Here is a 22,813-nt window from a genome sequence, read left to right on the forward strand (position 1 = left end):
ATGCCGAAGATCGCACTCGACCCCACGCCGTACCACCACGACCTGTCGCTGCTGGAGTTCCCGCAGAAGGTCGCCGACCTCGGCTACGAGTACCTGCAGCTCACCCCGCACAAGGACTTCATCCCCTTCTACCGGCACCCGACGGCCGACGACGACCTCGTCGACGCGTTCGCCGCGGCGTGCACGACGGCCGGGGTGCAGGTCGCATCGGTCCTGCCCGTCCTGCGCTGGGCCGGTCCGGACAAGGAGGCCCGCGAGGCCGCCGTCAAGAAGTGGAAGCGGGTCATCGAGATCACGAAGCGCCTCGGCGTGGACACGATCAACACGGAGTTCTCCGGCCGCCCCGAGCGCGCCGAGGAGTCCGAGGACCAGTTCCACTGGGCGATGGAGGAACTGCTGCCGATCATCGAGGACTCCGGCATCCGGGTCCTGATCGACCCGCACCCCGACGACTTCGTCGAGGACGGGCTCGAGGCACTCCGGGTGATCCGTGGCCTGAACTCGAAGAGCATCGGCTTCGTCTACGTCGCCTGCCACACGTTCCACTACGGCGGCAACATGGACGAGATCATCGACGCCGCGGGCGACTCCCTGCAGCTCGTGCATGTCGCCGACGCCTACGACCACCACCGGTCGCACGGGCTGCGCTACATCACGAACCCGCCCGGCAACCCGGTCCGGGTGCACCAGCACCTGCCGGTTGGGCAGGCGGACGTCGACTTCGACGCCTTCTGGGCCGCCCTCGACCGGGTCGGCTTCACGGCGCGCGAGGACACCGTGGCGGTGTCGAGCGTCTTCGCGGAGGACGAGAACGCCGACCAGGTCTCGCGCTTCCAGCTCGACACGATCAAGAAGGGACTCACACGATGACCGACACCCTCGAGACCACGACGCCCACCGGCGCCGACACCCGACCCGTCACGCTGCAGGCCGCGTCGCAGACCGTGACGGCCCTGTGGAACGACTCCGCCGACCCGCGCGAGCTGTCGACCGCGATCCACGAGTACGGCGCCGTCGGGGCGACCTGCAACCCGGTGATCGCGTACACGTGCATCAAGCAGGACCCGGAGACCTGGGTGCCGCGCATCCGCGAGATCGCCGCCGAGCACCCGACGGCGGGGGAGTCCTGGATCGGTTGGAAGGCCGTCGAGGAGCTCTCCATCGCCGCGGCCGAGCAGCTGCTGCCCGCGTTCGAGGCGTCCGGCGGCCGCAACGGTCGCCTGTCGATGCAGACCGACCCGCGGTTCCACCGCGACGCCGACGCCCTGGTCGAGCAGGCCGTGCGGTTCTCGCAGCTCGCCCCGAACATCATCGTGAAGATCCCCGCCACCAAGGTCGGCATCGCCGCGATCGAGGAGGCCGCGTACCGCGGTGTCTCGATCAACGCGACCGTGTCCTTCACGGTGCCGCAGGTCGTGGCCGTCGGCGAGGCCATCGAGCGCGCGCTCGACCGTCGTGCCGCCGACGGGCTGCCCGACCAGGAGTTCGGCCACGTCGTCACGCTGATGGCCGGCCGGTTCGACGACTGGCTGAAGACCGTCGTCAAGCGCGACCACGTCCTGGTCGACCCCGGCATCCTCGAGTGGGCCGGCGTCGCCGCGGTGAAGAACGCCTACGGCGTGTTCCAGGAGCGTGGTTTCCGGTCGCGCGTGCTCGTCGCCGCCTTCCGCAACGCGCTGCAGTGGTCGGAGTTCCAGGGCGGCGACCTCGTCGTCTCCCCGCCGTTCCAGTGGTCGAAGGACATCAACGCGAACGCGTTCCCGTTCCGTCCGGACGCCATCCACGACGAGGTGCCGGCCGACGTCATCGCGGCCCTGCGCGCCGCGACCCCTGAGTTCGCGCGCGGCTACGACGTCGACGGCATGACGATCGACGAGTTCGACCGGTTCGGTGCCACGGTGACGACCCTGCGCCAGTTCCTCGACGCCGACGCGCAGCTCGACGCCCTGGTCCGCGACATCATCGTCCCCGCCGCATGACGTCGACGGACGCAGCCGTGCCGGACACCATCGGCGTCGGCCTCATCTCGGTCGGCTGGATGGGGCGGCTGCACTCGCGGGCCTACCGCGCCCTGCCGGACCACTTCCCCGAGCTCGGCGTGCACCCCCGGCTCGTCGTCGCCGCGGACCCGATCGAGGCCGCTCGCGACCAGGCCGTCACCCGCCTGGGCTACGAGCGGGCCGTCGCCGACTACCACGAGGTCCTCGCCGACCCGGCCGTCGACGTCGTCTCGATCTGCTCGCCGAACTTCCTGCACCGCGAGATGGCGGTCGCTGCTGCCGAAGCGGGCAAGCCGTTCTGGATCGAGAAGCCGATGGGCCGCTACGCCAGCGACTCACGCGAGATCCACGAGGCCGTGCAGCGCGCAGGCGTCATCACGAGCGTCGGGTTCAACTACCGGCACGCTCCGGCGATCGAGCGGGCGCGCGAACTCGTCCGCAGCGGCCGCCTCGGTCGGATCACGAACGTGCGGGGTTCGTTGCTCGCCGACTACTCGTCCGACCCCGCGGCGCCGCTGACCTGGCGCTTCGAGCGGGAGCGTGCCGGTTCGGGGGTCCTCGGCGACCTGCTCTCGCACGGCCTCGACCTGGCGCAGTACGTCGTCGGTCGGATCGCGAGTGTGAGCGCCCTCGCCGAGACCTTCATCCAGGAGCGCCCGAAGCCGGCCGCGGGCATCGTCGACCGGAGCGCCGCTGCCACCGGTGCGCTCGGCCGCGTCGAGAACGAGGACTACGCCGCCCTGCTCTTCCGCTTCGAGGACGGCGCCGTCGGCACCATGGACTCGAGCCGTGTCATGCGGGGACCGCACGCCGAGTACACGCTCGAGATCTACGGCACCAAGGGTTCGGTGCGGTGGGACTTCCAGCGGCTCAACGAGCTCGAGGTGTACCTCGACGGCCAAGAGGTCGACGGCTACGCCACGCACTACGTCGCCGCGGGTGACGGTGAGTTCGCGCGCTTCCAGCCCGGCGCCGGCACGGCCATGGGCTACGACGACCTGAAGACGATCGAGGCCGCCCAGTTCATCGCGAGCGTCCGTCGCGGGGAGCAGCTCGCCCCGTCCGTCGCCGACGGACTGGCCGCAGCGTCCATCGTCGAGGCGGCGGAGGCGTCCCTCGCCGACGGTGCGTGGCACGACGTCGCGCGCGTCGACGGACCGCTCACGTACGCGGCGGCGACCCCCGTGCTCTAGACGGTCGCGGACGACGGACGGGAGGCGCGGTGCCAGCTGGCACCGCGCCTCCCGTCCGTCTGTCGCTGGGTCCAAATCCATGTTAGTTTGTCAGGACAAAGTCCCGAACAGCAGGAGGCACCATGCCGCTCGTCCGTATCGACCTCGCCACCGGCCGCACGCCGCAGGCGGTGCGCGCCATCGCCGACGCCATCCACCAGGCCATCGTCGACGTGTACGCGATCCCCGTGCGCGACCGGTTCCAGGTGATCACCGAGCACCCGGCGCAGCAGATCATCGCCGAGGACGCCGGCCTGGGGTTCGAGCGCACCGAGGGTGTCATCGTCATCCAGGTCTTCACGCAGCGCGGGCGCACCGACGAGGCGAAGACGACGCTGTACGCGGCCATCCACGACGCCCTGGCGGCGATCGGCGTCGCGTCCGAGGACGTCTTCATCGGCTACGTCGAAAACGGTCCGCAGGACTGGTCGTTCGGCTTCGGACGAGCGCAGTACGTGACGGGCGAGCTCGGCGTGCCCTCGCTCGCCTGAGCGGGGTCCGTCCGGCCCGCGCGCCCGCCGAGGTTCCGCCGAGGTTCCGAAATCTCGGCATTTCGAGGCGTTCAGCGGCCATCCGTGGAACCTCGGCGTCACGCGTGCGGCGGTTCGTGGAACCTCGACGTCACGCGGTCAGCGCGAACCGCCTACTTGTCGACGAGGGTGACCTCGAACGAGTAGCGGTCGGGGCGGTAGCAGTGCACGCCGTACTCGACCGCGCGGCCCGAGGCGTCGTACGCGGTGCGGCTCATCGTCAGGACGGGGTCGCCGTCCTCGATCTCGAGCAGACCGGCCTCTTCGTCGGTGACCGCGCGGGCACCGATCCGCTGCTTCGCCACCCGCATCGTCACACCGCGACCGCGGAGCAGTTGGTACAGCCCGTGGTCCTGCAGGTCCTGGTCGGTGATCTCGAGGAACTCCGGCGGCAGGTAGTTCTCGAGGATCGCCATCGGGACGTCCTCGGCGAACCGCACGCGTCGGATGTGCGCCACGGTCGTGCCGGGCTCGACGCTCAGCGCGGCTGCGACGTCGTCCGGAGCCGGCACGTCGTTGCGCTCGAGGAGCTTCGTCGCCGGGGCCTGTGACCCCTGCGCCAGGTCGTCGTACAGGCTCGTGAGCTCGACCTTGCGGGTCACCGGGCCGTGCACGACCTGCGTGCCGATGCCGCGGCGGCGGACGAGCAGCCCCTTGTCGACGAGGTCCTGGATCGCCCGACGGATCGTCGGGCGGGACAGCCCGAGTCGCTCACCGAGCGCGATCTCGTTCTCGAGACGGGCGCCGGGTGGCATCACGCCGGAGCGGATCGACTCCTCGATGCGCGAGGCCACCTGGAAGTAGAGGGGCATGGGACCCGACCGGTCCAGGTCCATGAACAGGTCGGACGGCAGCTGGCCTTCGTTGGTCATCGCGGTCCTTCACACGTGCTGGGTGCCGGCGTCGGTGCCGACGGCAATGTCGTGACAATACCACCGGGGTATCGGCGCCCCGAGCACCGGACAACGGGTGTCGGCTCGAGACCGTCCCACGCTCGCGTTGGGCTCAGTCGGCGAAGACCATCGGGCGGTTCGACAGCCGCGGCTGCGGCGTCGACGACTTCGGCTTCTCGGCGCGGGCCCGGACCGGGGCGATCGTCACGCGGGTCGCGGCACCCAGGGCCTCGACCGTGTCGGTGCCGTGATGGCCGGCAGCGTGGATGACGATCGCTGCACACGCCTCGGCATCGGCGGCGGCGTCGTGGTGCTGGAACCCCTCGAACCCGGCGGCCATCGCAGCGACCGGCAGCCGGTAGGAGTCGAGTGTGTAGGTCTTGCGGGCGACCGCGAGCGAGCACATCGAGTGGTGTTCGGCGAGGTCGATGCCGGTCGCGGAACACCCACCGGCGATGACGCCCATGTCGAACCGGGCGTTGTGCGCCACCAGGACGTCACCCTCGGCGAAGGCGACGAGGTCGGGGTACTGCTGCTCCCACGTCTTCGCCCGGACGACGTCCTCGGCGACGATCCCGTGGATCCGGGTGTTCCACTCGAGGAACGCGTCGTGTCCGAGGGGCGGGCGGATGAACCACGACGCCCGGTCGACGACCCGGCCCGCGCGGACCTTGACGAGTCCGACGGAGCACGCACTGGCGGGCGAGCTGTTCGCGGTCTCGAAGTCGATCGCGGTGAAGTTCAACGGCACGGTTCCGATCGTCGCACGGGGCGCCGACATCGCCGGAAGCCGCCTCGGCGTTGCGGCCGGACGCTCAGCGGCGGCGTGCCGACCGGGAACCGCTGCGCCGACGTCGTGCCGTCGCGCGCCAGGTCGCCGTCCGACGCGCACGTTCGCGCTTCCAGTACGGCGCGAGCAGCGTGCCCACCATCTCGAACGCCACCGCGACGCCGTCCAGTCGCCAGCGCAGCGGCAGGCTCTGGACGTGTTCGGTGAGTCCGACGGTCAGGTCGCCGGTGACGACCGGGAACCCAGAGTCGCGGGGGAGGGGGATCCCGCGGAACCGGTCCTCCTCGGCGTAGTCGATCGTGTCGTCCTCGGGGTCGTAGACGACCAGGACGTCTGCCTCGAGCTCGGCCATCGCGTCGTGCAGCTGCTCGAGCTCAGCACGAGAGGCCTGCTCGAGGGCGGCGAGTGTCTCCGGTGCGAAGCGCTGCCGCAGCCCCGGCGCTCCCATGCCCACCGAGTGCACACCGCGCTCGTCGCGTTCGAACCACATCGACGTCCTCCTGTTCCGTCGCCCGGTCCGGACGACGGGGACCACGCTGCCAGAAGCCGTCGTGGCGCGTTCCGCGCGGTAGCGTGCGCCCATGGGGAACGACGGAGACGGTTGGCCGCTCGTGCTGGTGCTCGCCGGGGCCGGCTACGGGCAGCAGGCGCCGTTGCTGTGGTGGTCACAGGCCATCGCGTCGGCGGCCGGATGCGAGGTCGTGGCACCGGCCTGGATCATCGACGACGACGCCGGGGCCGACCCGGTCGCGTTCGTCGAGGCCGCGATCGAGGCTGCGCTGGGCGATCGCCTGCCCGACCGGTCATCGCGAAGTCGTTCGGGTGCTTCGCCCTGCCGTGGGCGATCCGGAACGACGTCCCCGGGGTCTGGCTCACGCCGGTCCTCACGCACGACGACGTGGCCACGGCGCTCGCCGCCGCCACCGACGCGCATGACGCGATCGGGGGTGGAGACGACACCATGTGGCGGCCCGAGCGGGTCTCGGGGACTGCTGCGCGCCTCCAGACCGTCGACCGTGCCGACCACTCGCTGCAGGTGGCCGCCGACTGGCGGCGCTCGCAGCGGCTGCAGGCCGACGTCTTCGACGTCGTCGAGCGTCGCGTGGTCGCCCTGGCCTCCCAGCAGCAGCCGGACTAGGTTCACGCCATGGGGGAACCGCGGGACATGGACGAGCTGCTGGCGCAGGCGGAGCGCGTCGACGCAGCACCGCACACCACGCGGCGTGCCGTCGGGTTGGCCACCGCGCTCGTCGCAGCCGGCGCCGCCGCCGCGATCGTGGCCACCGGATCGGCCCGCGGCATCCTCGCCGCGATCCTGTGGCTGATCACGCTGGGCGGGTCGCCACCGCTGTCCTGACGCACGGACTGGAGGCCTGGGTCGGCTCCGGCGCGCCGCCGCCGGTAGGCTCTTCTTCCGTGGCTCTCACCATCGGAATCGTCGGTCTCCCGAACGTCGGCAAGTCGACCCTGTTCAACGCCCTGACCAAGAACCAGGTCCTCGCCGCGAACTACCCGTTCGCGACGATCGAGCCGAACGTCGGGGTGGTGAACCTGCCCGACTCGCGGCTCGACCAGCTCGCTGAGCTCTTCCACTCGGAGAAGACCGTGCCCGCGCCGGTGTCGTTCGTCGACATCGCCGGCATCGTCAAGGGTGCGAGTGAGGGCGAAGGCCTGGGCAACAAGTTCCTCGCCAACATCCGCGAGGCCGACGCCATCGCGCAGGTCGTCCGTGGCTTCACCGACGACGACGTCGTGCACGTGGCGAACAAGGTGTCCCCGAAGGACGACCTCGAGGTCATCAACACCGAGCTGATCCTCGCCGACATGGAGACCATCGACAAGGCGCTCCCGCGGTACGAGAAGACCGTGAAGCTCAAGCAGGCCGAGCCGATCGTGCTCGAGACCGCTCGCGAGGCCCGTGCCGCGCTCGAGCAGGGGACCCTGCTGTCCGCGACGAAGATCGACCTCGCGCCGATCGCCGAGCTCGGACTCCTGTCCGCCAAGCCCTTCATCTTCGTGTTCAACGTCGACGAGGCGATCCTGACCGACGACGCCCGCAAGGCCGAGCTGGCCGCGCTCGTCGCCCCCGCCCAGGCCGTCTTCCTCGACGCACAGGTCGAGTCGGAGCTCATCGACCTCGACCCGGCCGACGCCGCCGAGCTGCTCGAGTCCACCGGACAGACCGAGTCCGGGCTCGACCAGCTTGCCCGCATCGGCTTCGACACCCTCGGGCTGCAGACCTACCTGACGGCCGGTCCGAAGGAAGCCCGCGCGTGGACGATCGGCAAGGGGTGGAAGGCACCCCAGGCTGCCGGCGTCATCCACACCGACTTCGAGAAGGGCTTCATCAAGGCCGAGGTCATCTCGTTCGACGACCTGGTCGAGACCGGCTCCATCGCCGAGGCCCGCGCTGCCGGCAAGGCCCGGATCGAGGGCAAGGACTACGTCATGCAGGACGGCGACGTGGTGGAGTTCCGCTTCAACAACTAGGGGCAGCAGGAGGGGCAGGAATGCACGGGGGAACGATGACGTGGGTGGACGTGGTGTCAGCGGTGGCCACTGCGGTAGCAGCGCTGCTCTCCATTGCTGCCTTGGCCGTGACCATCTACGTCGCGCGAATTGCCAGTCGGCAGGCTCGGGAGCTTGCAAACGACCAGGCGCGTCGTGAGGCGAGCATGTTCATCTCGGCCTGGAAGCAGGACGTCCTGGCACACGGGAAAGCAGCGCTCGTTGCTGCGCGGAGCATTGAGGCGTTGACGAGTCCGAGATTGGCCGAACTGCTCTCGGACCAGTCAGTCAACGAAGCTGACACCGGGGCGCTTCGAGGCGAGGTCCGGCACTTGCTCGCGCAGTTGGAGACTGAGGTCGCGCTCTTGCGCGCGATCGACACCACCATCAGCGACGAGCACCAGTTGCCGGTAGGGAGTCTCGCCAACCTCCTCAACGAGGCTGCCTGGATGGACACGGACGCCACCCATCTGGCGATCCTCGCTTTCGATCAGGAACTTGACCCAGAAGACGTCGCGGACCACAGAACGACCGTGGACGCTCTGATGAACGGATCGTTCGTCAACCTCAATCCGCGGCTCCTCGCAGAGTGCGCCGGCTACGCACCGGACGACGTTCCGACCTACTCGCAGCCGGGGTCGCCCTGGCCGCTGGTCTACGAGAAGCGTGAGTCACTGCTCATGGAAAGCTCGACGCTCAAAGGATCGTGGAAACCCGAGTCGCTCGCGGACGCAGCGGCGAGGTCATTGACCTTCAGTACCGACCGATTCGAGGACGCGCTCGTGGCGCTCCTCCGCGCCCTCGGTACACAGGATGAACCGAGCGCGTCGAAGCAACCCACACGCTCGCTTCGGCTCGTCTGAGCGCCCGAGGAGGCCCCCATGTCGTACGTCGTCGACTTCGTGAACGTGTCCACGGTGGGTCTGGAGTCCTCGCCGGTCGCCGACGCACTCGCCGGGCTCCGGGCCAACGAGGCGCGGTACTTCGCGAACAAGTACGACCACGTGTTCACCACGCACGCCGCGGCTGATGTGCCGGATCTGGTCGCCTACGTGCGACGGGTGCTCGAGGAGGAGCGCGGGCTGGTCATCGCGTCACCACCGCTCGAGGCCACGGAAGCGCTCGTCGACGGCGTGCGCTGGACGTACGTGTTCTACGAGTCCGGCCTGGCGATCAACGTCCTGTACACGCTCGAGCCGGGCGGCAAGCGCGCCGTCGGCTTCAAGCTGTCCGACGGCATGGACGTGCCCGAGGAACTCGCCGACAAGTTCAAGTTCGCGCGGCAGAAGTCGAAGCTCGCCGGCACGATCCGCGGCTCGTTCTTCGTGGTGAAGGGCGAGTACTGACGTCGCGAAGCCCCCATGTATGCAAAATGTTTGGTACGGCAGGCAACGCTGATCGACTCTGGTCACCACGAACCGGTGATGAAGGGCAGGGCATGGGCTATGACGGCGACTCTGGTGAAGACTGCGGTGATGCACGGCCTGTACGTCGGGTTCACGGGGGACAGCTCCCGAGCGCGGGCGATGCGGGAGCTGTTGAACGAGAAGCGGGCGTCAGCGGCACGGCGAACGGCAGCCGAGGAGAGGCGGACGCCAACGTCCTCAACATCGCTGCAACGGAGATGTTCAGTGGACCGGTAGCGTCTCCGCGCGTCCTGGCCGAGTACGAGCGGCTCGTTCCGGGAGCGGCCGAGCGGATGATCGGCTGCCACCTCCGCTCCGAAGCGGTCGCTGCTGACGCCGTCGAGCGTCTGAGCAGAGCGGAGGCAGTCGCCGTCCTGACGGGTGTCATCGGTGCGCAGGTACTCACCGTCGGAGCGCTCATCGCGGGAGCGATTCTCATCTCGGCCGGTCACACGGTCGGGGCGTTCGCTGCGATCGTGCCGGGGGTACTCGGGGCGGCGTCACAGGTCGTGGCTGCGGCCCGTCGAGGTGCGTGACCGTCGCACGGACGGCCCCACGCACGACGAAGCGCCGCCGGGTAGCCCGGCGGCGCTTCGCGTTCGTCCTGGTGGAGCCTAGGCCGCGAGGGCCATCTCGCCCGCCTGCACGGACTGTGCCTGCAGCAGGGTGCGGCTGGCCTCGCCCGCCCAGGAGCGGCCCGGGACGGTCCAGCCGGCCTCGCCGACGGCGTCCAGACGGGTGCCGCGGGTGACGAAGGTCTGCAGGTCGTCGGCCGCGATGCGGACGAGGTACTCGCGCTGCGAGCGGTCGTCACGCACGGGGAACTCGGCGATGCGGTCGGGAGTGATCGTCGGGGCCGCGAGTGCGGTCCCGAACACGGTGATTCGTTCGTTGCTGGTCATGGTGCTGTACTTCCTGGTCATTCGGCGCCAGGGCGACTCGGTGTCGGCGGACGTCTCAGTCCGGCACGACGCATCGAGTGCGGGGCGCGCACGTCGAGTTTCAACGTGCTGCTGATCCGTTCGGATCGAGCGGTGGTCTCGCTTGGAATGCGACTCGGGTGAGTCGGTGTCGAGACGTTGGTGTGCGCGAGTCAGATGGGTTCGCGGCAGTGCACCAACCAAGAACTATACGCACTCGAAGCGAAGAAGTCCAGAGACGGCCGGAAAGACGGTTCAGGACACCAGGAACGCGTCCCAACGGGCGCCACCGGCAGCCACGTTCCCGGAGCCGTCGAGTCGTGCAGCGGCGGAGGCCGGCTTGCGCGAAGCCTGCGCGTGGATGAGCTCGTCGAACGAGCCGGAGAATCCGAGGCGGGGCAGTGCGGTGGCGACGGCGTGCAGGTCGTCGGTGGACCACCGGGAGAACCCGGCACCGGAGACGTCGAGCGAGGTGGCGACCTCGAGCAGGTGCCCCTCCACGTCCATTGCGGGGTCGACGGAGGTCCACATGTGCCGCTCGATGACCTCGCCGACGCGTCGCGCGCGGGCTGCGTCCCACCCGGCGCCGAGGGCGAAGACGGAGCCCACGGCGCCGCCGGCGTCTTCGAACGGCACGGCGTGGGCGTCGAACGACGGTGTCACGCCGAGGTCGTGCAGCATCGTGGCGACGAAGAGCAGCTCGCGGTCGGGCTCGAGGTCGACGGTCGGGGCGAGCAGGACCGCCGACGCCCACGAGCGCAGGCAGTGGTTCACCAGCGCGGGGGAGGACCAGGTGCGGACGACGTCCAACGCCCGTGCGGCGACGGGGGAGGGCGGGGTGAGCAGGGCTTCGACGTCGAGCGACATGGCACGACAGTAGCGGTGCGGCGGAGCCGTAACGGCGCGGAAACGTGCCGGGCCCGAGCCGGAAACAGCGCACCGTTAGCTTTCGGATCACTGAGTACCCGCTCAGCACCCGACCTCCTCCCGAAGGACCTGCACCCATGCAGCACCGCCTCCGGCTGCGCCCCCGCGCGACGATCGTGTCCTCGACACTCGTCGCCGCCGGGGCGATCGGCCTCGCCGCCCTGACCGCCGCACCGGCACAGGCAGCACCGACCGCGACGACCGCGATCATCGACGCCCCCACCACCGCGACCGTCGGCACCGCGTTCGACGTCGACCTCACGATCCCGGCGACGACCGACGTCTACGCGTTCGAGATCACGCTCGACGCCGACGCGGACTCCGTGGCGTACGTCGACGACAGCGTCACCGGTCCCGACGGCGGCTTCGACAGCGTCGAGCAGGACGGCGACGCCCTGACGGTCGTGCACACCCGCCTCGGGACGTCCCCGGCGCTCAGTGGCGACCTCGCGGCGTCGATCGGCCTGACGCCGACCGCAGCGGGCAGCGTCGACCTGGCGGTCACGAGCATCACGCTCGTCGGCGCCGACGGCACCTCGACGACGCTCACCGACCCAGCGAGCACCTCGATCTCGATCGCTGCAGCGGCGACGGCGACCCCGACGCCCACCCCGACGGCCACGCCGACCCCGGGCGCCACCGCCACGGCCGACCCGGGCGCCGGCGCGGGCGACCTCGACCCGACGGCCACGGCCGGCCCGAGCGACCCGTCCGACCCGACCAGCGGCGCGACCGCCGTGGCCGCAGCGGGTGGCGACCGTCCGACCGGTGGCGAACTCGCCTGGACCGGCGCCGACGTCGCCCCGTGGATCGCCGCGTCCCTGGCCCTCCTCGCCGCCGGCGGGACCCTGATCACCCTGCGTGCGCGCCGCGCCCGCCGCGAGCGCACCGGAGCAGCCGAATGACCGCCACCAAGCCGGACGCCAGCAAGCAGGCGACCACCAAGCCGGACGCCAGCAAGCAGGCGATCACCAAGCCGGCCGCCCGCACGAAGCACGCCCGGAAGCGCTCGGCCGTCGCTGGCGCCTCGCTCATCGCCCTCGTCGGCACCGTCCTCGCCGCGACCCCGGCGATCACGGCAGCAGCGGCTCCGGCACCCGTGGACGCCAGCCCCGCCGCGATGCTCGCGCCGTACTACACGGACCTCGACCTGACCGGCGACGACCAGGTCACGAAGTCCGACCTCGCGGTGCTCACCGACCACCTCGGCGCGACGACCGCGAGTACCGACTGGGCGACCGTCAGCGCCGCGGACACCGACGCCGACGGCACGATCACCGTCGCGGACCTCGCGGCGCTGTCCCAGCGGATGATCTACGACGACGGCCCGTTCACGCTCGTGGAGGCGTCCACCATCGACATGCAGGCCGCGATGAACGCCGGGGTCACCACCTCGGTCGCCATCACGCAGGACTACCTCGACCGCATCGCCGCGTACGACCGCACGAAGGTCGACTCCGCGTCGACCGGCCGCGCGCTCAACTCGATCGTCACGACGAACGCCGAGGCCCTCGCTGCAGCGAAGACGGCGGACGCCGAGCGTGCCGAGCACGGCATGACGAGCATGCTGCTGGGCGTACCGATCGCCGTGAAGGACAACTACGACACCAAGGACATGCCGACCACCGGCGGCTGCGGCTGCTGGGACGACAACCAGACCGACACCGACGCCACGATGGTCGCCGGCCTGCGTGGTGCCGGTGCGGTGATCCTCGCCAAGGCCAGCCTCGACGAGTTCGCCTACGGCTTCGTGTCGGAGTTCTCGTCGAACCAGCCCGCCGGTTCGTCGTTGCTGGTCGCCAGCCCGTACAACACGGCGCAGACCGCCGGTGGCTCCAGCGGTGGTACCGGTGCGGCGATCGCGGCGAACCTCGCCGGCATCGGGTTCGGCACCGACACGGGCGGCTCGATCCGCATCCCGTCGACGTACAACCAGCTCGTCGGTATCCGCCCGACGGTCGGCCTGGCCAGCCGCGACGGCATCATCCCGCTCGCGCTGTCGCAGGACACCGGTGGGCCCATCGCCCGGTCGGTGACCGACGCGGCCGTCGCGCTCGACGCCGTCACCGGTGTGGACGCCGCCGACCCCGTCACGAGCGCACAGTCCGGCAGAGTGCCCACCTCGTACACGTCGTCGCTCGACGCGGACTCGCTCGAGGGTGCCCGCATCGGCTACGTCACGAGCATGGTCGGCACGAACGCCACGGCCAAGCGGCTGTTCGACGCGTCCGTCGCGAAGCTCGAGGCGGCCGGCGCGACCGTCGTCCCGATCACCGCGACGACGGCGTTCAACCGGGTCCTGTCCGAGGGCAGCGGCAGCACGAACGAGTTCAAGCACGACCTGGACGAGTACGTCGCGAAGCACCTCGACCCCGACGTGACCGCCCGGTCGCTGCAGGGCATCCTGGCCTCGGGCGAGTACGTGCCGAGCCGCAAGTCGACCTACGAGTCCCGCGACCTGATCACCGACGCGCAGTACCAGGCGTGGGCCGGGCCGACGGGTTCGCACACGACGCAGCTCGCCACCGGCAAGCAGCTCGTCACGCAGATGCTCGACGACCAGGACCTCGACTCGCTGATCTACCCGTCGGGCACGCCGTACGGCACGCAGTCGACGAACATGCGTCTGAGCCCGAACACCGGCATGCCGGCGATCACCGTCCCGATGGGGCAGGCGACCGTGGCCGACGGCACGATCACCGGCGCCGGCGTGAACCTCGAGTTCCTCGGCCGCTCGTTCGACGAGAGCACGTTGATCGGCCTCGGCTACGCCTTCGAGCAGGAGACGACGGCGCGCACCACGCCCGCGCTGTACCCGGCGCTCGGCTGAGCCGAGCGGGTCGCGTGACGCGACCAGAGAGATGACGGGAGGCCCGGTGCCAGCTGGCACCGGGCCTCCCGTCCGTCTGCTTCGTCAGTTCAGGGTCGGGGTGTCCTCCGGCACGACGCCGTCGCCGTACAGGTCGGTCGCCAGGTCGCGGAGCGCGCGCAGCGCGACGCGCTGCGTGAGCGGACCGTAGGAGATGCGGGCGACGCCGAGTGCTTCGTACTCGGCGGCGGGCAGGGCACCCGGCAGACCGATGACCGACAGCTTGCCGCGGCCGAGGCCGTCGACGAGCTGCTCCACGACGCCACGGTCGATCGCGCCGGGCACGAAGACGAGTGCCGCGCCGTTGTCGAGGAACGCCTTGCCGCGTGCGACGGCGTCCGCGATGCTCTCGTCGATCGGACGGTCGCCGCCGCGGGCGATCGCGTCGGTGCGGGCGTTCAGCTGGAAGTCGACGCCCTCGGCCTGGGCAGCGGCGGTGATCGCGGCGACCCGGGCGACGGCCTCGTCGAAGGGGCGCAGGCGGTCCTCGACGTTGGCGCCGACGATGCCGGAGCCGATCGCGCGCCGGATGGTCTCGGCGGGGTCCTCGTACCCGTCGTCGAGGTCCGCGGTGACCGGCAGGTCGGTCGCGGCGGCCACGATCGCGGCGCCCGACAGTGCGAGGTCGAGGGGCATCCCGCCGTCCTCGTACCCGTACGACGCGGCGATCGAGTGTCCGGCGGTCGCGATCGCCTTCGTGCCGGGCAGGTCGCTGACGACCTTCGCGGTGATCGCGTCCCACACGTTCACGACGCGGAGGATCTCCGGGGCTTCGTGCAGCTGCTTGAGGGTGGTGGCCTTGTCGGCGGTGCTCGTGCTCATGGGACCGACAGTAGGCGGGGCGACGCCCCGCGTCCCAGGGTGCGCGGAAGACGACGCTCGATGACGGGCGGGCTCGCGCCGGGCCTCCCGGTCGGTGCATGCTGGGACGCATGGCGAGCGACGAGCAGGACCCGGTCGGCACGCTCCGCGGGGTCCGGACGAGCATCAAGTGGACGCGGTACGCGCCCGACGTGCTGCCGCTGTTCGTCGCCGAGATGGACCACGACGTCGCGCCGGAGATCCGGCAGGCCCTGATCGAACGCGTGTCGCAGTCGGACCTCGGGTACCTCGACGGACCCGGGCCGCTCGCGCCCGCGTTCGCGCAGTTCGCGCTCGACCGCTGGGGCTGGGAGATCGACCCGTCCCGGATCCACCTGGCCACCGACGTCAGCGTCGGCATCGTCGAGTCGCTGCGACTCGCGCTGCCCGACGGCGGCCGCGTCGCGATCACGCCGCCGGTGTACCCGCCGTTCTTCGAACTCGTCGACGAGGCCCGATGTCAGGTGGAAGAGGTCCCGCTGCTCGAGCAGTGGGGGCAGTACCGGCTCGACCTCGAAGGGCTCGAGCGGGCGTTCGCCAGCGGGGTCGGCGTCTTCCTGCTCTGCAACCCGCACAACCCCGTCGGACTCGTGCACGACCGCGCCGACCTGCTCGCGATCGCCGAACTCGCCGCGAAGTACGACGTGCTCGTCATCAGCGACGAGATCCACGCCCCGCTGACCCACCCGGGCGTGCAGTTCACCCCGTTCGCAGCCGTCGCCGAGCCCGTCGGAGCCCGCAGCGTCTGTGTGACCTCGGCGAGCAAGGGGTGGAACCTCGCGGGCGTGAAGTGCTCGATCATCGTCGCCGGTGACGACCGCACCGCCGCTCTCCTCGACACCCTGTGGGAGGAGGTCGCCTGCCGCACGAGCATCCTCGGGCTGCACGCGAACCTGGCGGCGTTCACCGTCGGGACCACCTGGCTCGACGAGGTGGTGTCACGGATCGTGGCCAACGACCGACTGCTCGCGAAGCTCCTCGCCGAGCACCTGCCCGGTGTGGTCTACACACGGCCGCGCGCCGGGTACCTGGCGTGGCTCGACTTCCGCGGGATCGGGCTCGGTGACGACCCGGCCGTACCACTGCGTGAGAACGCCTACGTCGCCCTGAACTCCGGGCTCGGGTTCGGGAGCGAGGGGCGTGGGTTCGTGCGCCTCAACCTGGCGTGCTCACCGGAGACGTTGCGCGAGGCCGTGTTCCGCATCGCCTCGGCGTACCCGTCGAGTGCGCAGGAGGGGCTGGTCTGGCACGTCGCGTGAGCGCGTGACGGTGGTGCATCCAGGAGGCCCGGGTCGACTCAGACGGGTCGGCGCGCCTCGATGAGTCGGGCACCCACCAGATCACCTTGCGGAGCAGGTAGACGACCGCGGCGACGTCGTGGATCTCGATCCGGGTCCGCGCGGTCCGCAGCTCGACGATCTCGAGTCCGGCGGCACGTGCTGCGTCGGCTTCGTCGTCGTGGTGCCGGCCGCGCCGCTCGACGGGCTTCGGGCCGAGGAAGAACTCGATCAGCTCGAAGACGCTCGCGGGTCCGACGTGCTGGGCGAAGTACGTGCCCCCGGGAGCGAGGACCCGTGCGAGCTCGTCCCAGTGGATCGCGGCCGGGTGTCGGCTCGTCACGAGGTCGAACGCGCCGTCGGCGAAGGGCAGCGGCGGCTCGTCGGGGTCGGCGACGACGACCACGCCGCGCGGGTGCACGAGTCGTGTGGCGGTGGCGACGTTCGGCGCCCAGGACTCCGTCGCCACCGCGGTGGCTGGGAACGCGGGCGCTTCGGCGAGGACCTCGCCACCGCCGGTCTGCACGTCGAGGCTGGCGGTGCCGGGGACCCCGGCGAGGCGACCGAGTCGCTCGCCGAGCATCTTCGCGTAGCCCCACGGCGGGCGTTCCTCGGTGGCGCGGCCGTCGAGCCACGAGAAGTCCCAGCCGGTGACGTCGGCGGCTTCGCCGATCGCGATCAGGTCGTCGAACGTGGTGGTGCTCATGCGGTCCATGGTGGCGTCTCCCCGGCGCGAATGCGACCGGCCGTTCCTCCACAATTCGCCCCGGCTGGAGCCTGTCCACAGATCACGTCGCTACTCCTGAACCGCAGCCCGCGGGTCGCCACAGTCGGGACATGCAGCGCTACGAGCCGGTTCTGTCCAACCGCGATAGGCAAGTTTGCCTAGTAGTGGTTGGCCAACTACGGTGAAGCGCACGGAGTTGCTCCGCAGGCTCGCTCGGAAGGCTGACGAGAACGGTGTCGAATTCGTGTTCCACCGGCATGGCGGGAAGCACGACCTGTTCCGCTTCGGTCGGAACACGATCGTCGTTCCGAGGCACCGAGAGGTGGAGGAGATGACGGTGCGCGGCATTCTCTGTGACTGCGACCGACAAGGAGATGGGCGACGATGAGCCGACACACGGTGCGCGCAGAGCGCGGCAAGAAGTACTGGGTGATCTGGATCGACGGAGTCGTCCGGACGCAGGCAAAGCGCGAGCGTGAGATCGAGCTCATGGCCCGCGACTGGCTCTCGCTGATGAACGACGACCGCGATCCGGAGTCGTTCGAGCTCGTCGTCGAGGTGGCGATGCCCCAAGCGGCGCAGGCACACCTGGACCGTGCGGTGGCGCTCCGCGAGGAATCCGAGCGAGCGCGCATCGAAGCGGCGAAGGAGACGGCCGCTGCGGCGCTGGTCCTGCACGAGTCCGGACTCACGGTGCGTGAGATCGGGCCGCTGCTCCACGTGTCGCACCAGCGAGCACAGCAGTTGGTCGCCGCCGCTCGCTGACCGGGTCAGTCGATGTACTGGTTGCGCCCGACCACACGGATCTGCAGGTCGTCGGTGCGGTCCATCGCCAGAACCTCGCGTGCGACGAAGCCGACGGCTGGCCAGCGGTCGACCTCGGTGACCATGAAGCCGTCGATGAACACCTGCCACGCGCCGCGCTCGCGGACCGCCTGCACTTCGAACGTCGCCATGCCGCGAGCGTACCGAAACCGGGCCGCTGTCAGCGCAGCTCGAGCGTCATGTGCACGTCGGCGCGGACGTAGGGGCTCGGCACGAGCTCGTCAGCGCGCAGGTGCCGGAAGCCGAACGCCTCGTACAGGTGCACGGCGCTGGCCAACTGCGCGTTGCTCTCGAGGTCGATCCGCTGCGCGCCGAGCTCCCGGGCGCGGTCGAGTGCAGCGGCGATGAGCTTCCGACCGGTGCCGTGCCCCTGATGACCGGGCCCGACGGCCATCTTCACGAGCTCGAACACCCCCGGGGTCGTCGGCACGATGCCGATGCACCCGATCACCTGGTCGTCGAGCCGCGCGACGAAGACGGCCCCGCCGGGCTCGACGACGTGACCGACGGGGTCGCCGAGGAACTTGCGGTCCTCGTCCTCGAGCGCGAAGAACTGCGTGATCCAGGCCTCGTTGAGGACGCGGAACGCCTCGGCGTCGGCGGGGGTGGCGAGGTCGGCGATGGTGACGGTGGAGGTCGCTTCGGGCATGGCTCCATCCTGCGATCCGGATGGGGTCACGTCCAATACTCGTTCGCGTTGATCGATACGCTGCATGCATGGATCGGGAACCGGACGTCGACCTCCGCCAGCTCCGTGCGTTCCTCGCAGTGGCCGACGAACTGCACTTCGGCCGCGCTGCCGAGCGCCTTCGCATCGCGCAGCCCGCGCTGTCCCAGCAGATCCGCCGCACCGAACGCGAACTCGGCGTCGACCTGTTCGTCCGCACGAGCCGCAGCGTCGCCCTCACGGCCGCCGGCCAAGCGCTGCAGGGACGCGCGCGGTCGTTGCTCGGGCAGGTACGCCGCGACCTGGACGAGACGGTCCGGGTCGGTCAGGGCGAGGCCGGCCGGCTCGACGTCGGGTTCGTCGTCTCGGCGCTGCCCCTCGGTCCGATCGAGCGGGTGCAGGCGTTCCGTGAGCGCTACCCCCTGGTCCGTGTGGACCTGACCGAGGGCTACTCGTCGACGCTCCTCGCCCGGATCGTGCGGGGCGAGCTCGACCTGGCCGTCGTGCGCGACCCGGATCCGGACCCCGCCGTGCGGCTGCTGCCGTTCCGGACCGAGGCGTTCGTCGCGGCGGTCCCACGCGGACACCGGCTCGCCGATCGTCGAGCCATCCGCGGCACCGAGCTCGTGGACGAGCCGTTCGTGTTCTTCCCCGCCGTGGCCGGTTCGCTCGCGACCGAGCGCAACCTCGCACCGGTCACGGCCGGCGGTCGACGACCCGTGGTCGTTCAGGAGGCCACGACCTGGGCCACCGTCCTGCACCTGGTTGGTGCGGGACTCGGCGTGACCGTCGCTCCGGAGAGCGCCGCGCTCGCCGCACCGGACACCGTCGTGCTGTTGCCGCTGACCGACAGCGATCACCGCAGCGAGTTGTCGTGGGCGATGCGCGCCGACGACGACCGCGAGATCCTGCGGAACTTCGTCGAAGCCGACTGAGCGACGCCGACTGAGCGACGCCCGGCGGGAAGCGCTCCGCTCAGCCGAGCGCGAGCACGGGTGCCCGGTGGTCGCCGAGCTCGTCGACGTGCCACGGCCGTGCACCCCGCAGGGTCAGCCCGAGCTGCACGAGCACGAACCCGACGTGGGGTTCGACGTCCGGGTCCCACGGCCCCTCGACCCCGAGGCCGAACGCACCGAGCTCGTCGTCGGCCTCGTCGCGAAGGGTCAACCGCCAGCGTCCGTCGCCGAGCTCCTCGACGACGGCCCAGCGGGCGGTGCCGAAGCGGCTCACGCCGACTTCATGATGTCCGCGGTGAAGTTCTGCACGCGCTGCAGCAGCGAGGCGCCGCGCATCGCGATGGTCGCCGGCGGGTTGAGGTGCGGGGGCGCGGTGCGGATGAGCATCGAGCACCCGAGGTCCTCGCAGATGTAGGTGCCGATGGTGTTGCCGTTGCGCCCGGCCTCGCCCGCACGGGGCGCCGAGAACAGCCGCACCTGCGTCGCCGGCTGCGGGGAGTGGCAGAACGAGCACATCGCGGCGATGCCGGCGCGGAGGGAGCCGCCCGCGGACCGGACGATGATGCCCACGGGGCGGTCGTCGATCCAGGACACGATGTACCCGCGGCGGGCGGCCTGCGGGTCGCGCCAGCCCAGGAACTCGCGCTCGTCCCAGAGCATCTCGTGCAGGCCGGGGATCGGCAGCTGCTCGAGCTCGTCGGGGGTGGCGTTGACGAACGAGGATCGGATGTCGGCTTCGGTCAGTGGCTTCACGGTCCGATCACCATATGCCTCGCCTCCGACACGTGCTCGCTCAGGAGAGACGGGAGGCCCGGATCGCCCCGAGCGCGCTGCTCTCGTCCGCCACCAGGACGGCCCGGCGCAGGGCGTCGCGTCCGACGCGTCGGGCCGCGGCGTCGTCGGCGGCGAACTCCACGAGGACGCGCGTCGAGCGCGCCATGGCGCGCGCACCGGGCACCCACGGGACCGCACGCTCGATCGATTCGGCGACCGCGACGGCCGCCGCGTGGTGCTGGGTCAGGTGGGCACGTTCGTGGGCGACCACGGCATCCAGTTCGTCCGTCCGCAACCGGTCTGCCAAGCCGGTGCTGACCAGCACACCGCCGCTCCGTCCGGGCACCGCGCAGGCCAGGGCGTGGTCCGCGTCGACGACGGCCACCGGGGTGCCGTCGATCTCGCGGTGCGGCGCGACGCCGGAGCGCATGGCCTGGCGGACGGCCTCGTGCTCGGGCCCGGGGCGGACGCGGACGGCGACCACGAACGCGATGACCGCGAGCAGTGCGACGCCGACGTTGAAGCCGTGGGTGGGAGAACCGTCGCCGCCCAGGAGGTCGGTGAGCGGGCGGTCGGCGAGCACGACGAGGGCGATGCCGGCGACGAACCCGACGACGCCGAGCAGCACCGCGAGCGACCAGCACACCAAGGCGGTGCGCGGGCGGTCGATGGTCCAGGCGGCCCGGGTCAGCACCCTTGGGGCGAACACGACCACCAGCAGGGCGAGGACGATGAGCGCGATGCCGGCGACGACCACGGAGCGACCCCGGTCAGGAACGTGCGCGGGCGTCGAGGGCGCGGCGCAGGGCCTCGAGGTCGTCGGAGGCGAGCGAGCCGGTGAACTGCAGCAGTGCTGCTTCACGGTCGGCCGAGGCGGCGAGCGCACTCGACATGAGGGACGCGGTCTGCTCGTCGCGACTGTGCACGGCGCGGAAGCTCAGCGGGGCGTCGTCGTGCTCCTGCCGCTCCACCTGCCCCTTGCGGCCGAGACGGTCGAGGACGGTGAGCACCGTGGTCAGTGCCGGACGGGGCTCCGGGAAGGCGTCGAGCACCTGGCGGGCGGTCAGGCCGTCGGTCACGGAGCGGAGCGCGTCGAGCACCGCTTGCTCGAGCTGCCCCCTGGGGCGTGATCGCTGTCCGGCCATCCCCGCATTCTACGAGATGTCGAAGGCCGGCACGCGACACACGTTCGTAACGCGGTCTCGGTATGCTCGGCGCGGACAACTGAACACACCGGCCGCTCATCCGTCGCGGGAGACGCCGTGCAGTGCCAACGGGTACATCGTGCCCATGGGCACATCGTGCCCTCGGGCGCACGCACGGCACCGAAGGAGCAATCCCCCCGTCAATCTCTCAGGTCCCACACCGCAGCGGACAGGCCACTCTGAAAAGCAGACGCTCAGTCGTCTCGCCCACGGTGAAAGCCGCCGGACCTCACGGGCCGCGGTGAAACTCTCAGGCCCATGACAGAGGGGGAGTTCCACCCGGCGATCGTCGCCGGGTCCTGCTGATGCCAGGAGAACTCCGCCATGAGTCCGACGCCACTGCGTTCGTCCCCGCTCGAACCCGCGCACGAAGCCGCCGGTGCGACCTTCACCGACTTCGCCGGGTACCGCATGCCCGTGCGCTACTCGTCCGACCTCGCCGAGCACCACGCCGTCCGACAGTCGGCCGGGGTCTTCGACCTGTCGCACATGGCCGAGATCGGGGTGACCGGTCCGGACGCGGTCGCCTTCCTCGACCACGCGCTCGCCGGTTCCTTCGGCGCGATGCCGCTCGGCCGCGCGAAGTACTCCCTGCTGCTCGCCGAGGACGGCGGGATCCTCGACGACCTCGTCGTGTACCGCACCGACGACGACGTGTTCCTCGTCGTCGCGAACGCCTCGAACCGCGAGGTCGCCGTCGCCGCGCTGTCCGAGCGCACCGACGGCTTCGACGTCGCGGTGTCGGACGACTCGGACAGCACCGCACTCGTCGCGATCCAGGGCCCAGCGGCAGCCGGCACGCTCGACGCCCTCGTCGTCGCCGACCGCCTGCAGCCGGAGAGCCCCCTCGACGACCTCGGCTACTACCGCGCCCTGCACGCCGTGTTCGACGGCTCCGAGGTGCTCGTCGCCCGCACCGGGTACACCGGCGAGGACGGCTTCGAGCTGTACTGCGCCCCCGAGGTCGCCCCGGCGATCTGGGACGCGCTGCTCGAGGCCGGCGCCGACCGCGGTGTCGTCCCCGCCGGACTCGCTGCACGCGACACCCTGCGGCTCGAGGCCGGCATGCCGCTGTACGGGCACGAGCTCAGCACCGACGTGCGCCCCGCCCAGGCCGGACTCGGCCGCGTGGTCGCGAAGACCGGCGACTTCGTCGGCGCGGCCGGTGTCGCGCCGACGGACGACGCCCGCGTGCTCGTCGGGCTCGTCACCGAGGGGCGCCGCGCCCCGCGTGCCGGCTACGACGTCGTGCACGACGGCACGGTCGTCGGCACCGTCACCTCGGGTGCTCTCTCGCCGACGCTCGGCCACCCGGTCGCGATGGCCTTCGTGGACCCGGCGCTCGCCGCCGAGGGACAACTCCTGCACATCGACGTCCGCGGAACGGCCATCCCCAGCACCGTCACCGCGTTCCCCTTCTACCGCCGCGCCTCGAAAGGCTGATGT

General features: G+C 70.8%; 29 protein-coding genes and 1 riboswitch. Of the genes, 16 read left to right on the forward strand and 13 right to left on the reverse strand.

Annotated features, from left to right (window positions below):
* The 4 genes from ACGH48_RS04860 (at window position 1) to ACGH48_RS04875 (ending at window position 3,723) form a co-directional block, all read left to right on the forward strand.
* Window positions 1-870, forward strand: coding sequence for a sugar phosphate isomerase/epimerase (locus tag ACGH48_RS04860; protein ID WP_111084937.1), 870 nt, complete (start codon window positions 1-3; stop codon window positions 868-870).
* Complete coding sequence (locus ACGH48_RS04865; RefSeq protein WP_396290393.1) at window positions 867-1,979, forward strand: transaldolase family protein; 1,113 nt, start codon at window positions 867-869, stop codon at window positions 1,977-1,979. The genes ACGH48_RS04860 and ACGH48_RS04865 overlap by 4 nt, the downstream gene beginning before the upstream one ends.
* A complete protein-coding gene (locus ACGH48_RS04870) occupies window positions 1,976-3,193 on the forward strand; it encodes a Gfo/Idh/MocA family protein (protein WP_396290394.1) in 1,218 nt (405 codons plus the stop codon). The genes ACGH48_RS04865 and ACGH48_RS04870 overlap by 4 nt, the downstream gene beginning before the upstream one ends.
* Before the next feature lie 122 nt (window positions 3,194-3,315).
* Window positions 3,316-3,723, forward strand: a complete 408-nt coding sequence (locus tag ACGH48_RS04875; RefSeq protein WP_123313298.1) for a tautomerase family protein — start codon at window positions 3,316-3,318, stop codon at window positions 3,721-3,723.
* Between the two features lie 152 nt (window positions 3,724-3,875).
* Here the strand turns inward: ACGH48_RS04875 and ACGH48_RS04880 are convergent, their stop codons facing one another.
* From ACGH48_RS04880 to ACGH48_RS04890, 3 genes are all read right to left on the reverse strand, one after another.
* Window positions 3,876-4,634, reverse strand: a complete 759-nt coding sequence (locus ACGH48_RS04880) for a GntR family transcriptional regulator (protein ID WP_123313299.1) — start codon at window positions 4,632-4,634, stop codon at window positions 3,876-3,878.
* A gap of 133 nt (window positions 4,635-4,767) precedes the next feature.
* Window positions 4,768-5,406 (reverse strand): exonuclease domain-containing protein, encoded by a 639-nt coding sequence (locus ACGH48_RS04885; protein ID WP_123313619.1) that lies wholly within the window; start codon window positions 5,404-5,406, stop codon window positions 4,768-4,770.
* A 64-nt stretch (window positions 5,407-5,470) separates the two neighbouring features.
* Window positions 5,471-5,935 (reverse strand): hypothetical protein, encoded by a 465-nt coding sequence (locus tag ACGH48_RS04890; protein WP_396290395.1) that lies wholly within the window; start codon window positions 5,933-5,935, stop codon window positions 5,471-5,473.
* A gap of 408 nt (window positions 5,936-6,343) precedes the next feature.
* On the opposite strand from ACGH48_RS04890, the gene ACGH48_RS04895 reads away from it, so the two are divergent.
* The 6 genes from ACGH48_RS04895 (at window position 6,344) to ACGH48_RS04920 (ending at window position 9,895) form a co-directional block, all read left to right on the forward strand.
* Window positions 6,344-6,583, forward strand: a complete 240-nt coding sequence (locus ACGH48_RS04895; RefSeq protein ID WP_396290397.1) for a hypothetical protein — start codon at window positions 6,344-6,346, stop codon at window positions 6,581-6,583.
* 9 nt (window positions 6,584-6,592) lie between these two features.
* On the forward strand, window positions 6,593-6,802 hold the full coding sequence (locus ACGH48_RS04900) for a hypothetical protein (RefSeq protein WP_396290398.1): 210 nt from the start codon (window positions 6,593-6,595) through the stop codon (window positions 6,800-6,802).
* A gap of 59 nt (window positions 6,803-6,861) precedes the next feature.
* Window positions 6,862-7,935 carry a redox-regulated ATPase YchF gene (ychF, locus tag ACGH48_RS04905; protein WP_123313302.1) on the forward strand — a complete coding sequence of 358 codons (1,074 nt, stop codon included), beginning with the start codon at window positions 6,862-6,864 and terminating at the stop codon, window positions 7,933-7,935.
* A gap of 35 nt (window positions 7,936-7,970) precedes the next feature.
* Window positions 7,971-8,816, forward strand: a complete 846-nt coding sequence (locus tag ACGH48_RS04910) for a hypothetical protein (RefSeq protein ID WP_396290399.1) — start codon at window positions 7,971-7,973, stop codon at window positions 8,814-8,816.
* 18 nt (window positions 8,817-8,834) lie between these two features.
* Entirely contained in the window at window positions 8,835-9,299 is a 465-nt protein-coding gene (locus ACGH48_RS04915; RefSeq protein WP_123294134.1) for a phage tail protein, read from the forward strand.
* Between the two features lie 92 nt (window positions 9,300-9,391).
* Window positions 9,392-9,895 carry a hypothetical protein gene (locus ACGH48_RS04920; protein WP_396290400.1) on the forward strand — a complete coding sequence of 168 codons (504 nt, stop codon included), beginning with the start codon at window positions 9,392-9,394 and terminating at the stop codon, window positions 9,893-9,895.
* A gap of 78 nt (window positions 9,896-9,973) precedes the next feature.
* Here the strand turns inward: ACGH48_RS04920 and ACGH48_RS04925 are convergent, their stop codons facing one another.
* Together ACGH48_RS04925 and ACGH48_RS04930 are read right to left on the reverse strand one after the other, a co-directional pair.
* A complete protein-coding gene (locus ACGH48_RS04925; protein ID WP_131845315.1) occupies window positions 9,974-10,261 on the reverse strand; it encodes a hypothetical protein in 288 nt (95 codons plus the stop codon).
* 273 nt (window positions 10,262-10,534) lie between these two features.
* The gene (locus ACGH48_RS04930) at window positions 10,535-11,146 is read right to left on the reverse strand and encodes an HD domain-containing protein (RefSeq protein WP_396290401.1); all 612 of its coding nucleotides are present in this window, start codon (window positions 11,144-11,146) and stop codon (window positions 10,535-10,537) included.
* A gap of 137 nt (window positions 11,147-11,283) precedes the next feature.
* Between ACGH48_RS04930 and ACGH48_RS04935 the strand changes: the two genes are divergently transcribed.
* Window positions 11,284-12,111, forward strand: a complete 828-nt coding sequence (locus ACGH48_RS04935) for a hypothetical protein (RefSeq protein ID WP_396290402.1) — start codon at window positions 11,284-11,286, stop codon at window positions 12,109-12,111.
* Entirely contained in the window at window positions 12,108-14,036 is a 1,929-nt protein-coding gene (locus tag ACGH48_RS04940; RefSeq protein ID WP_396290403.1) for an amidase family protein, read from the forward strand. The genes ACGH48_RS04935 and ACGH48_RS04940 overlap by 4 nt, the downstream gene beginning before the upstream one ends.
* Before the next feature lie 84 nt (window positions 14,037-14,120).
* Here the strand turns inward: ACGH48_RS04940 and ACGH48_RS04945 are convergent, their stop codons facing one another.
* Window positions 14,121-14,897: an isocitrate lyase/phosphoenolpyruvate mutase family protein gene (locus ACGH48_RS04945; RefSeq protein WP_396290405.1), complete on the reverse strand. Its 777-nt coding sequence runs from the start codon at window positions 14,895-14,897 to the stop codon at window positions 14,121-14,123.
* A 110-nt stretch (window positions 14,898-15,007) separates the two neighbouring features.
* Between ACGH48_RS04945 and ACGH48_RS04950 the strand changes: the two genes are divergently transcribed.
* Window positions 15,008-16,195, forward strand: a complete 1,188-nt coding sequence (locus ACGH48_RS04950) for a MalY/PatB family protein (protein ID WP_396290406.1) — start codon at window positions 15,008-15,010, stop codon at window positions 16,193-16,195.
* Here ACGH48_RS04950 and ACGH48_RS04955 read toward each other — a convergent pair.
* Window positions 16,092-16,919, reverse strand: coding sequence for a class I SAM-dependent methyltransferase (locus ACGH48_RS04955; RefSeq protein ID WP_396290407.1), 828 nt, complete (start codon window positions 16,917-16,919; stop codon window positions 16,092-16,094). The genes ACGH48_RS04950 and ACGH48_RS04955 overlap by 104 nt on opposite strands.
* A 405-nt stretch (window positions 16,920-17,324) precedes the next feature.
* Between ACGH48_RS04955 and ACGH48_RS04960 the strand changes: the two genes are divergently transcribed.
* The gene (locus ACGH48_RS04960; RefSeq protein WP_111084955.1) at window positions 17,325-17,705 is read left to right on the forward strand and encodes a hypothetical protein; all 381 of its coding nucleotides are present in this window, start codon (window positions 17,325-17,327) and stop codon (window positions 17,703-17,705) included.
* 5 nt (window positions 17,706-17,710) lie between these two features.
* On the opposite strand, the gene ACGH48_RS04965 is transcribed toward ACGH48_RS04960, so the two are convergent.
* Both ACGH48_RS04965 and ACGH48_RS04970 read right to left on the reverse strand, forming a co-directional pair.
* Window positions 17,711-17,896, reverse strand: coding sequence for a hypothetical protein (locus tag ACGH48_RS04965; protein ID WP_396290409.1), 186 nt, complete (start codon window positions 17,894-17,896; stop codon window positions 17,711-17,713).
* A 29-nt stretch (window positions 17,897-17,925) separates the two neighbouring features.
* Window positions 17,926-18,414 (reverse strand): GNAT family N-acetyltransferase, encoded by a 489-nt coding sequence (locus tag ACGH48_RS04970; RefSeq protein ID WP_396290410.1) that lies wholly within the window; start codon window positions 18,412-18,414, stop codon window positions 17,926-17,928.
* A 68-nt stretch (window positions 18,415-18,482) separates the two neighbouring features.
* On the opposite strand from ACGH48_RS04970, the gene ACGH48_RS04975 reads away from it, so the two are divergent.
* Window positions 18,483-19,367 (forward strand): LysR substrate-binding domain-containing protein, encoded by an 885-nt coding sequence (locus ACGH48_RS04975; protein ID WP_396290411.1) that lies wholly within the window; start codon window positions 18,483-18,485, stop codon window positions 19,365-19,367.
* A 40-nt stretch (window positions 19,368-19,407) separates the two neighbouring features.
* Here the strand turns inward: ACGH48_RS04975 and ACGH48_RS04980 are convergent, their stop codons facing one another.
* The 4 genes from ACGH48_RS04980 to ACGH48_RS04995 are packed head-to-tail and all read right to left on the reverse strand — an operon-like array spanning window position 19,408 to window position 21,307.
* Complete coding sequence (locus tag ACGH48_RS04980) at window positions 19,408-19,662, reverse strand: hypothetical protein (protein ID WP_111084959.1); 255 nt, start codon at window positions 19,660-19,662, stop codon at window positions 19,408-19,410.
* Window positions 19,659-20,141, reverse strand: a complete 483-nt coding sequence (locus ACGH48_RS04985; RefSeq protein WP_123673093.1) for an FBP domain-containing protein — start codon at window positions 20,139-20,141, stop codon at window positions 19,659-19,661. Before ACGH48_RS04985 ends, ACGH48_RS04980 begins: the two co-directional genes overlap by 4 nt.
* Window positions 20,142-20,181: 40 nt before the next feature.
* Window positions 20,182-20,919: a M48 family metalloprotease gene (locus ACGH48_RS04990; protein ID WP_396290412.1), complete on the reverse strand. Its 738-nt coding sequence runs from the start codon at window positions 20,917-20,919 to the stop codon at window positions 20,182-20,184.
* Between the two features lie 13 nt (window positions 20,920-20,932).
* Window positions 20,933-21,307, reverse strand: coding sequence for a BlaI/MecI/CopY family transcriptional regulator (locus ACGH48_RS04995; protein ID WP_111084962.1), 375 nt, complete (start codon window positions 21,305-21,307; stop codon window positions 20,933-20,935).
* A gap of 229 nt (window positions 21,308-21,536) precedes the next feature.
* A riboswitch (glycine riboswitch) is annotated at window positions 21,537-21,642 on the forward strand.
* Between the two features lie 49 nt (window positions 21,643-21,691).
* On the opposite strand from ACGH48_RS04995, the gene gcvT reads away from it, so the two are divergent.
* Window positions 21,692-22,810, forward strand: coding sequence for a glycine cleavage system aminomethyltransferase GcvT (gene gcvT, locus ACGH48_RS05000; RefSeq protein WP_123313317.1), 1,119 nt, complete (start codon window positions 21,692-21,694; stop codon window positions 22,808-22,810).
* Window positions 22,811-22,813: the final 3 nt, after the last annotated feature.

It is taken from the genome of Curtobacterium pomorum (assembly GCF_044497295.1).
Taxonomy (GTDB): domain Bacteria; phylum Actinomycetota; class Actinomycetes; order Actinomycetales; family Microbacteriaceae; genus Curtobacterium.

Bases quoted from the DNA above. Each gene is read 5' to 3' on its own strand.
- ACGH48_RS04860 (WP_111084937.1), top strand. From the start codon at position 1: ATGCCGAAGATCGCACTCGACCCCACGCCGTACCACCACGACCTGTCG.
- ACGH48_RS04865 (WP_396290393.1), top strand. From the start codon at position 867: ATGACCGACACCCTCGAGACCACGACGCCCACCGGCGCCGACACCCGA.
- ACGH48_RS04870 (WP_396290394.1), top strand. From the start codon at position 1,976: ATGACGTCGACGGACGCAGCCGTGCCGGACACCATCGGCGTCGGCCTC.
- ACGH48_RS04875 (WP_123313298.1), top strand. From the start codon at position 3,316: ATGCCGCTCGTCCGTATCGACCTCGCCACCGGCCGCACGCCGCAGGCG.
- ACGH48_RS04880 (WP_123313299.1), bottom strand. From the start codon at position 4,634: ATGACCAACGAAGGCCAGCTGCCGTCCGACCTGTTCATGGACCTGGAC.
- ACGH48_RS04890 (WP_396290395.1), bottom strand. From the start codon at position 5,935: ATGTGGTTCGAACGCGACGAGCGCGGTGTGCACTCGGTGGGCATGGGA.
- ACGH48_RS04900 (WP_396290398.1), top strand. From the start codon at position 6,593: ATGGGGGAACCGCGGGACATGGACGAGCTGCTGGCGCAGGCGGAGCGC.
- ACGH48_RS04910 (WP_396290399.1), top strand. From the start codon at position 7,971: ATGACGTGGGTGGACGTGGTGTCAGCGGTGGCCACTGCGGTAGCAGCG.
- ACGH48_RS04915 (WP_123294134.1), top strand. From the start codon at position 8,835: ATGTCGTACGTCGTCGACTTCGTGAACGTGTCCACGGTGGGTCTGGAG.
- ACGH48_RS04920 (WP_396290400.1), top strand. From the start codon at position 9,392: ATGGGCTATGACGGCGACTCTGGTGAAGACTGCGGTGATGCACGGCCT.
- ACGH48_RS04925 (WP_131845315.1), bottom strand. From the start codon at position 10,261: ATGACCAGCAACGAACGAATCACCGTGTTCGGGACCGCACTCGCGGCC.
- ACGH48_RS04930 (WP_396290401.1), bottom strand. From the start codon at position 11,146: ATGTCGCTCGACGTCGAAGCCCTGCTCACCCCGCCCTCCCCCGTCGCC.
- ACGH48_RS04935 (WP_396290402.1), top strand. From the start codon at position 11,284: ATGCAGCACCGCCTCCGGCTGCGCCCCCGCGCGACGATCGTGTCCTCG.
- ACGH48_RS04940 (WP_396290403.1), top strand. From the start codon at position 12,108: ATGACCGCCACCAAGCCGGACGCCAGCAAGCAGGCGACCACCAAGCCG.
- ACGH48_RS04945 (WP_396290405.1), bottom strand. From the start codon at position 14,897: ATGAGCACGAGCACCGCCGACAAGGCCACCACCCTCAAGCAGCTGCAC.
- ACGH48_RS04950 (WP_396290406.1), top strand. From the start codon at position 15,008: ATGGCGAGCGACGAGCAGGACCCGGTCGGCACGCTCCGCGGGGTCCGG.
- ACGH48_RS04955 (WP_396290407.1), bottom strand. From the start codon at position 16,919: ATGAGCACCACCACGTTCGACGACCTGATCGCGATCGGCGAAGCCGCC.
- ACGH48_RS04960 (WP_111084955.1), top strand. From the start codon at position 17,325: ATGAGCCGACACACGGTGCGCGCAGAGCGCGGCAAGAAGTACTGGGTG.
- ACGH48_RS04965 (WP_396290409.1), bottom strand. From the start codon at position 17,896: ATGGCGACGTTCGAAGTGCAGGCGGTCCGCGAGCGCGGCGCGTGGCAG.
- ACGH48_RS04970 (WP_396290410.1), bottom strand. From the start codon at position 18,414: ATGCCCGAAGCGACCTCCACCGTCACCATCGCCGACCTCGCCACCCCC.
- ACGH48_RS04975 (WP_396290411.1), top strand. From the start codon at position 18,483: ATGGATCGGGAACCGGACGTCGACCTCCGCCAGCTCCGTGCGTTCCTC.
- ACGH48_RS04995 (WP_111084962.1), bottom strand. From the start codon at position 21,307: ATGGCCGGACAGCGATCACGCCCCAGGGGGCAGCTCGAGCAAGCGGTG.
- gcvT (WP_123313317.1), top strand. From the start codon at position 21,692: ATGAGTCCGACGCCACTGCGTTCGTCCCCGCTCGAACCCGCGCACGAA.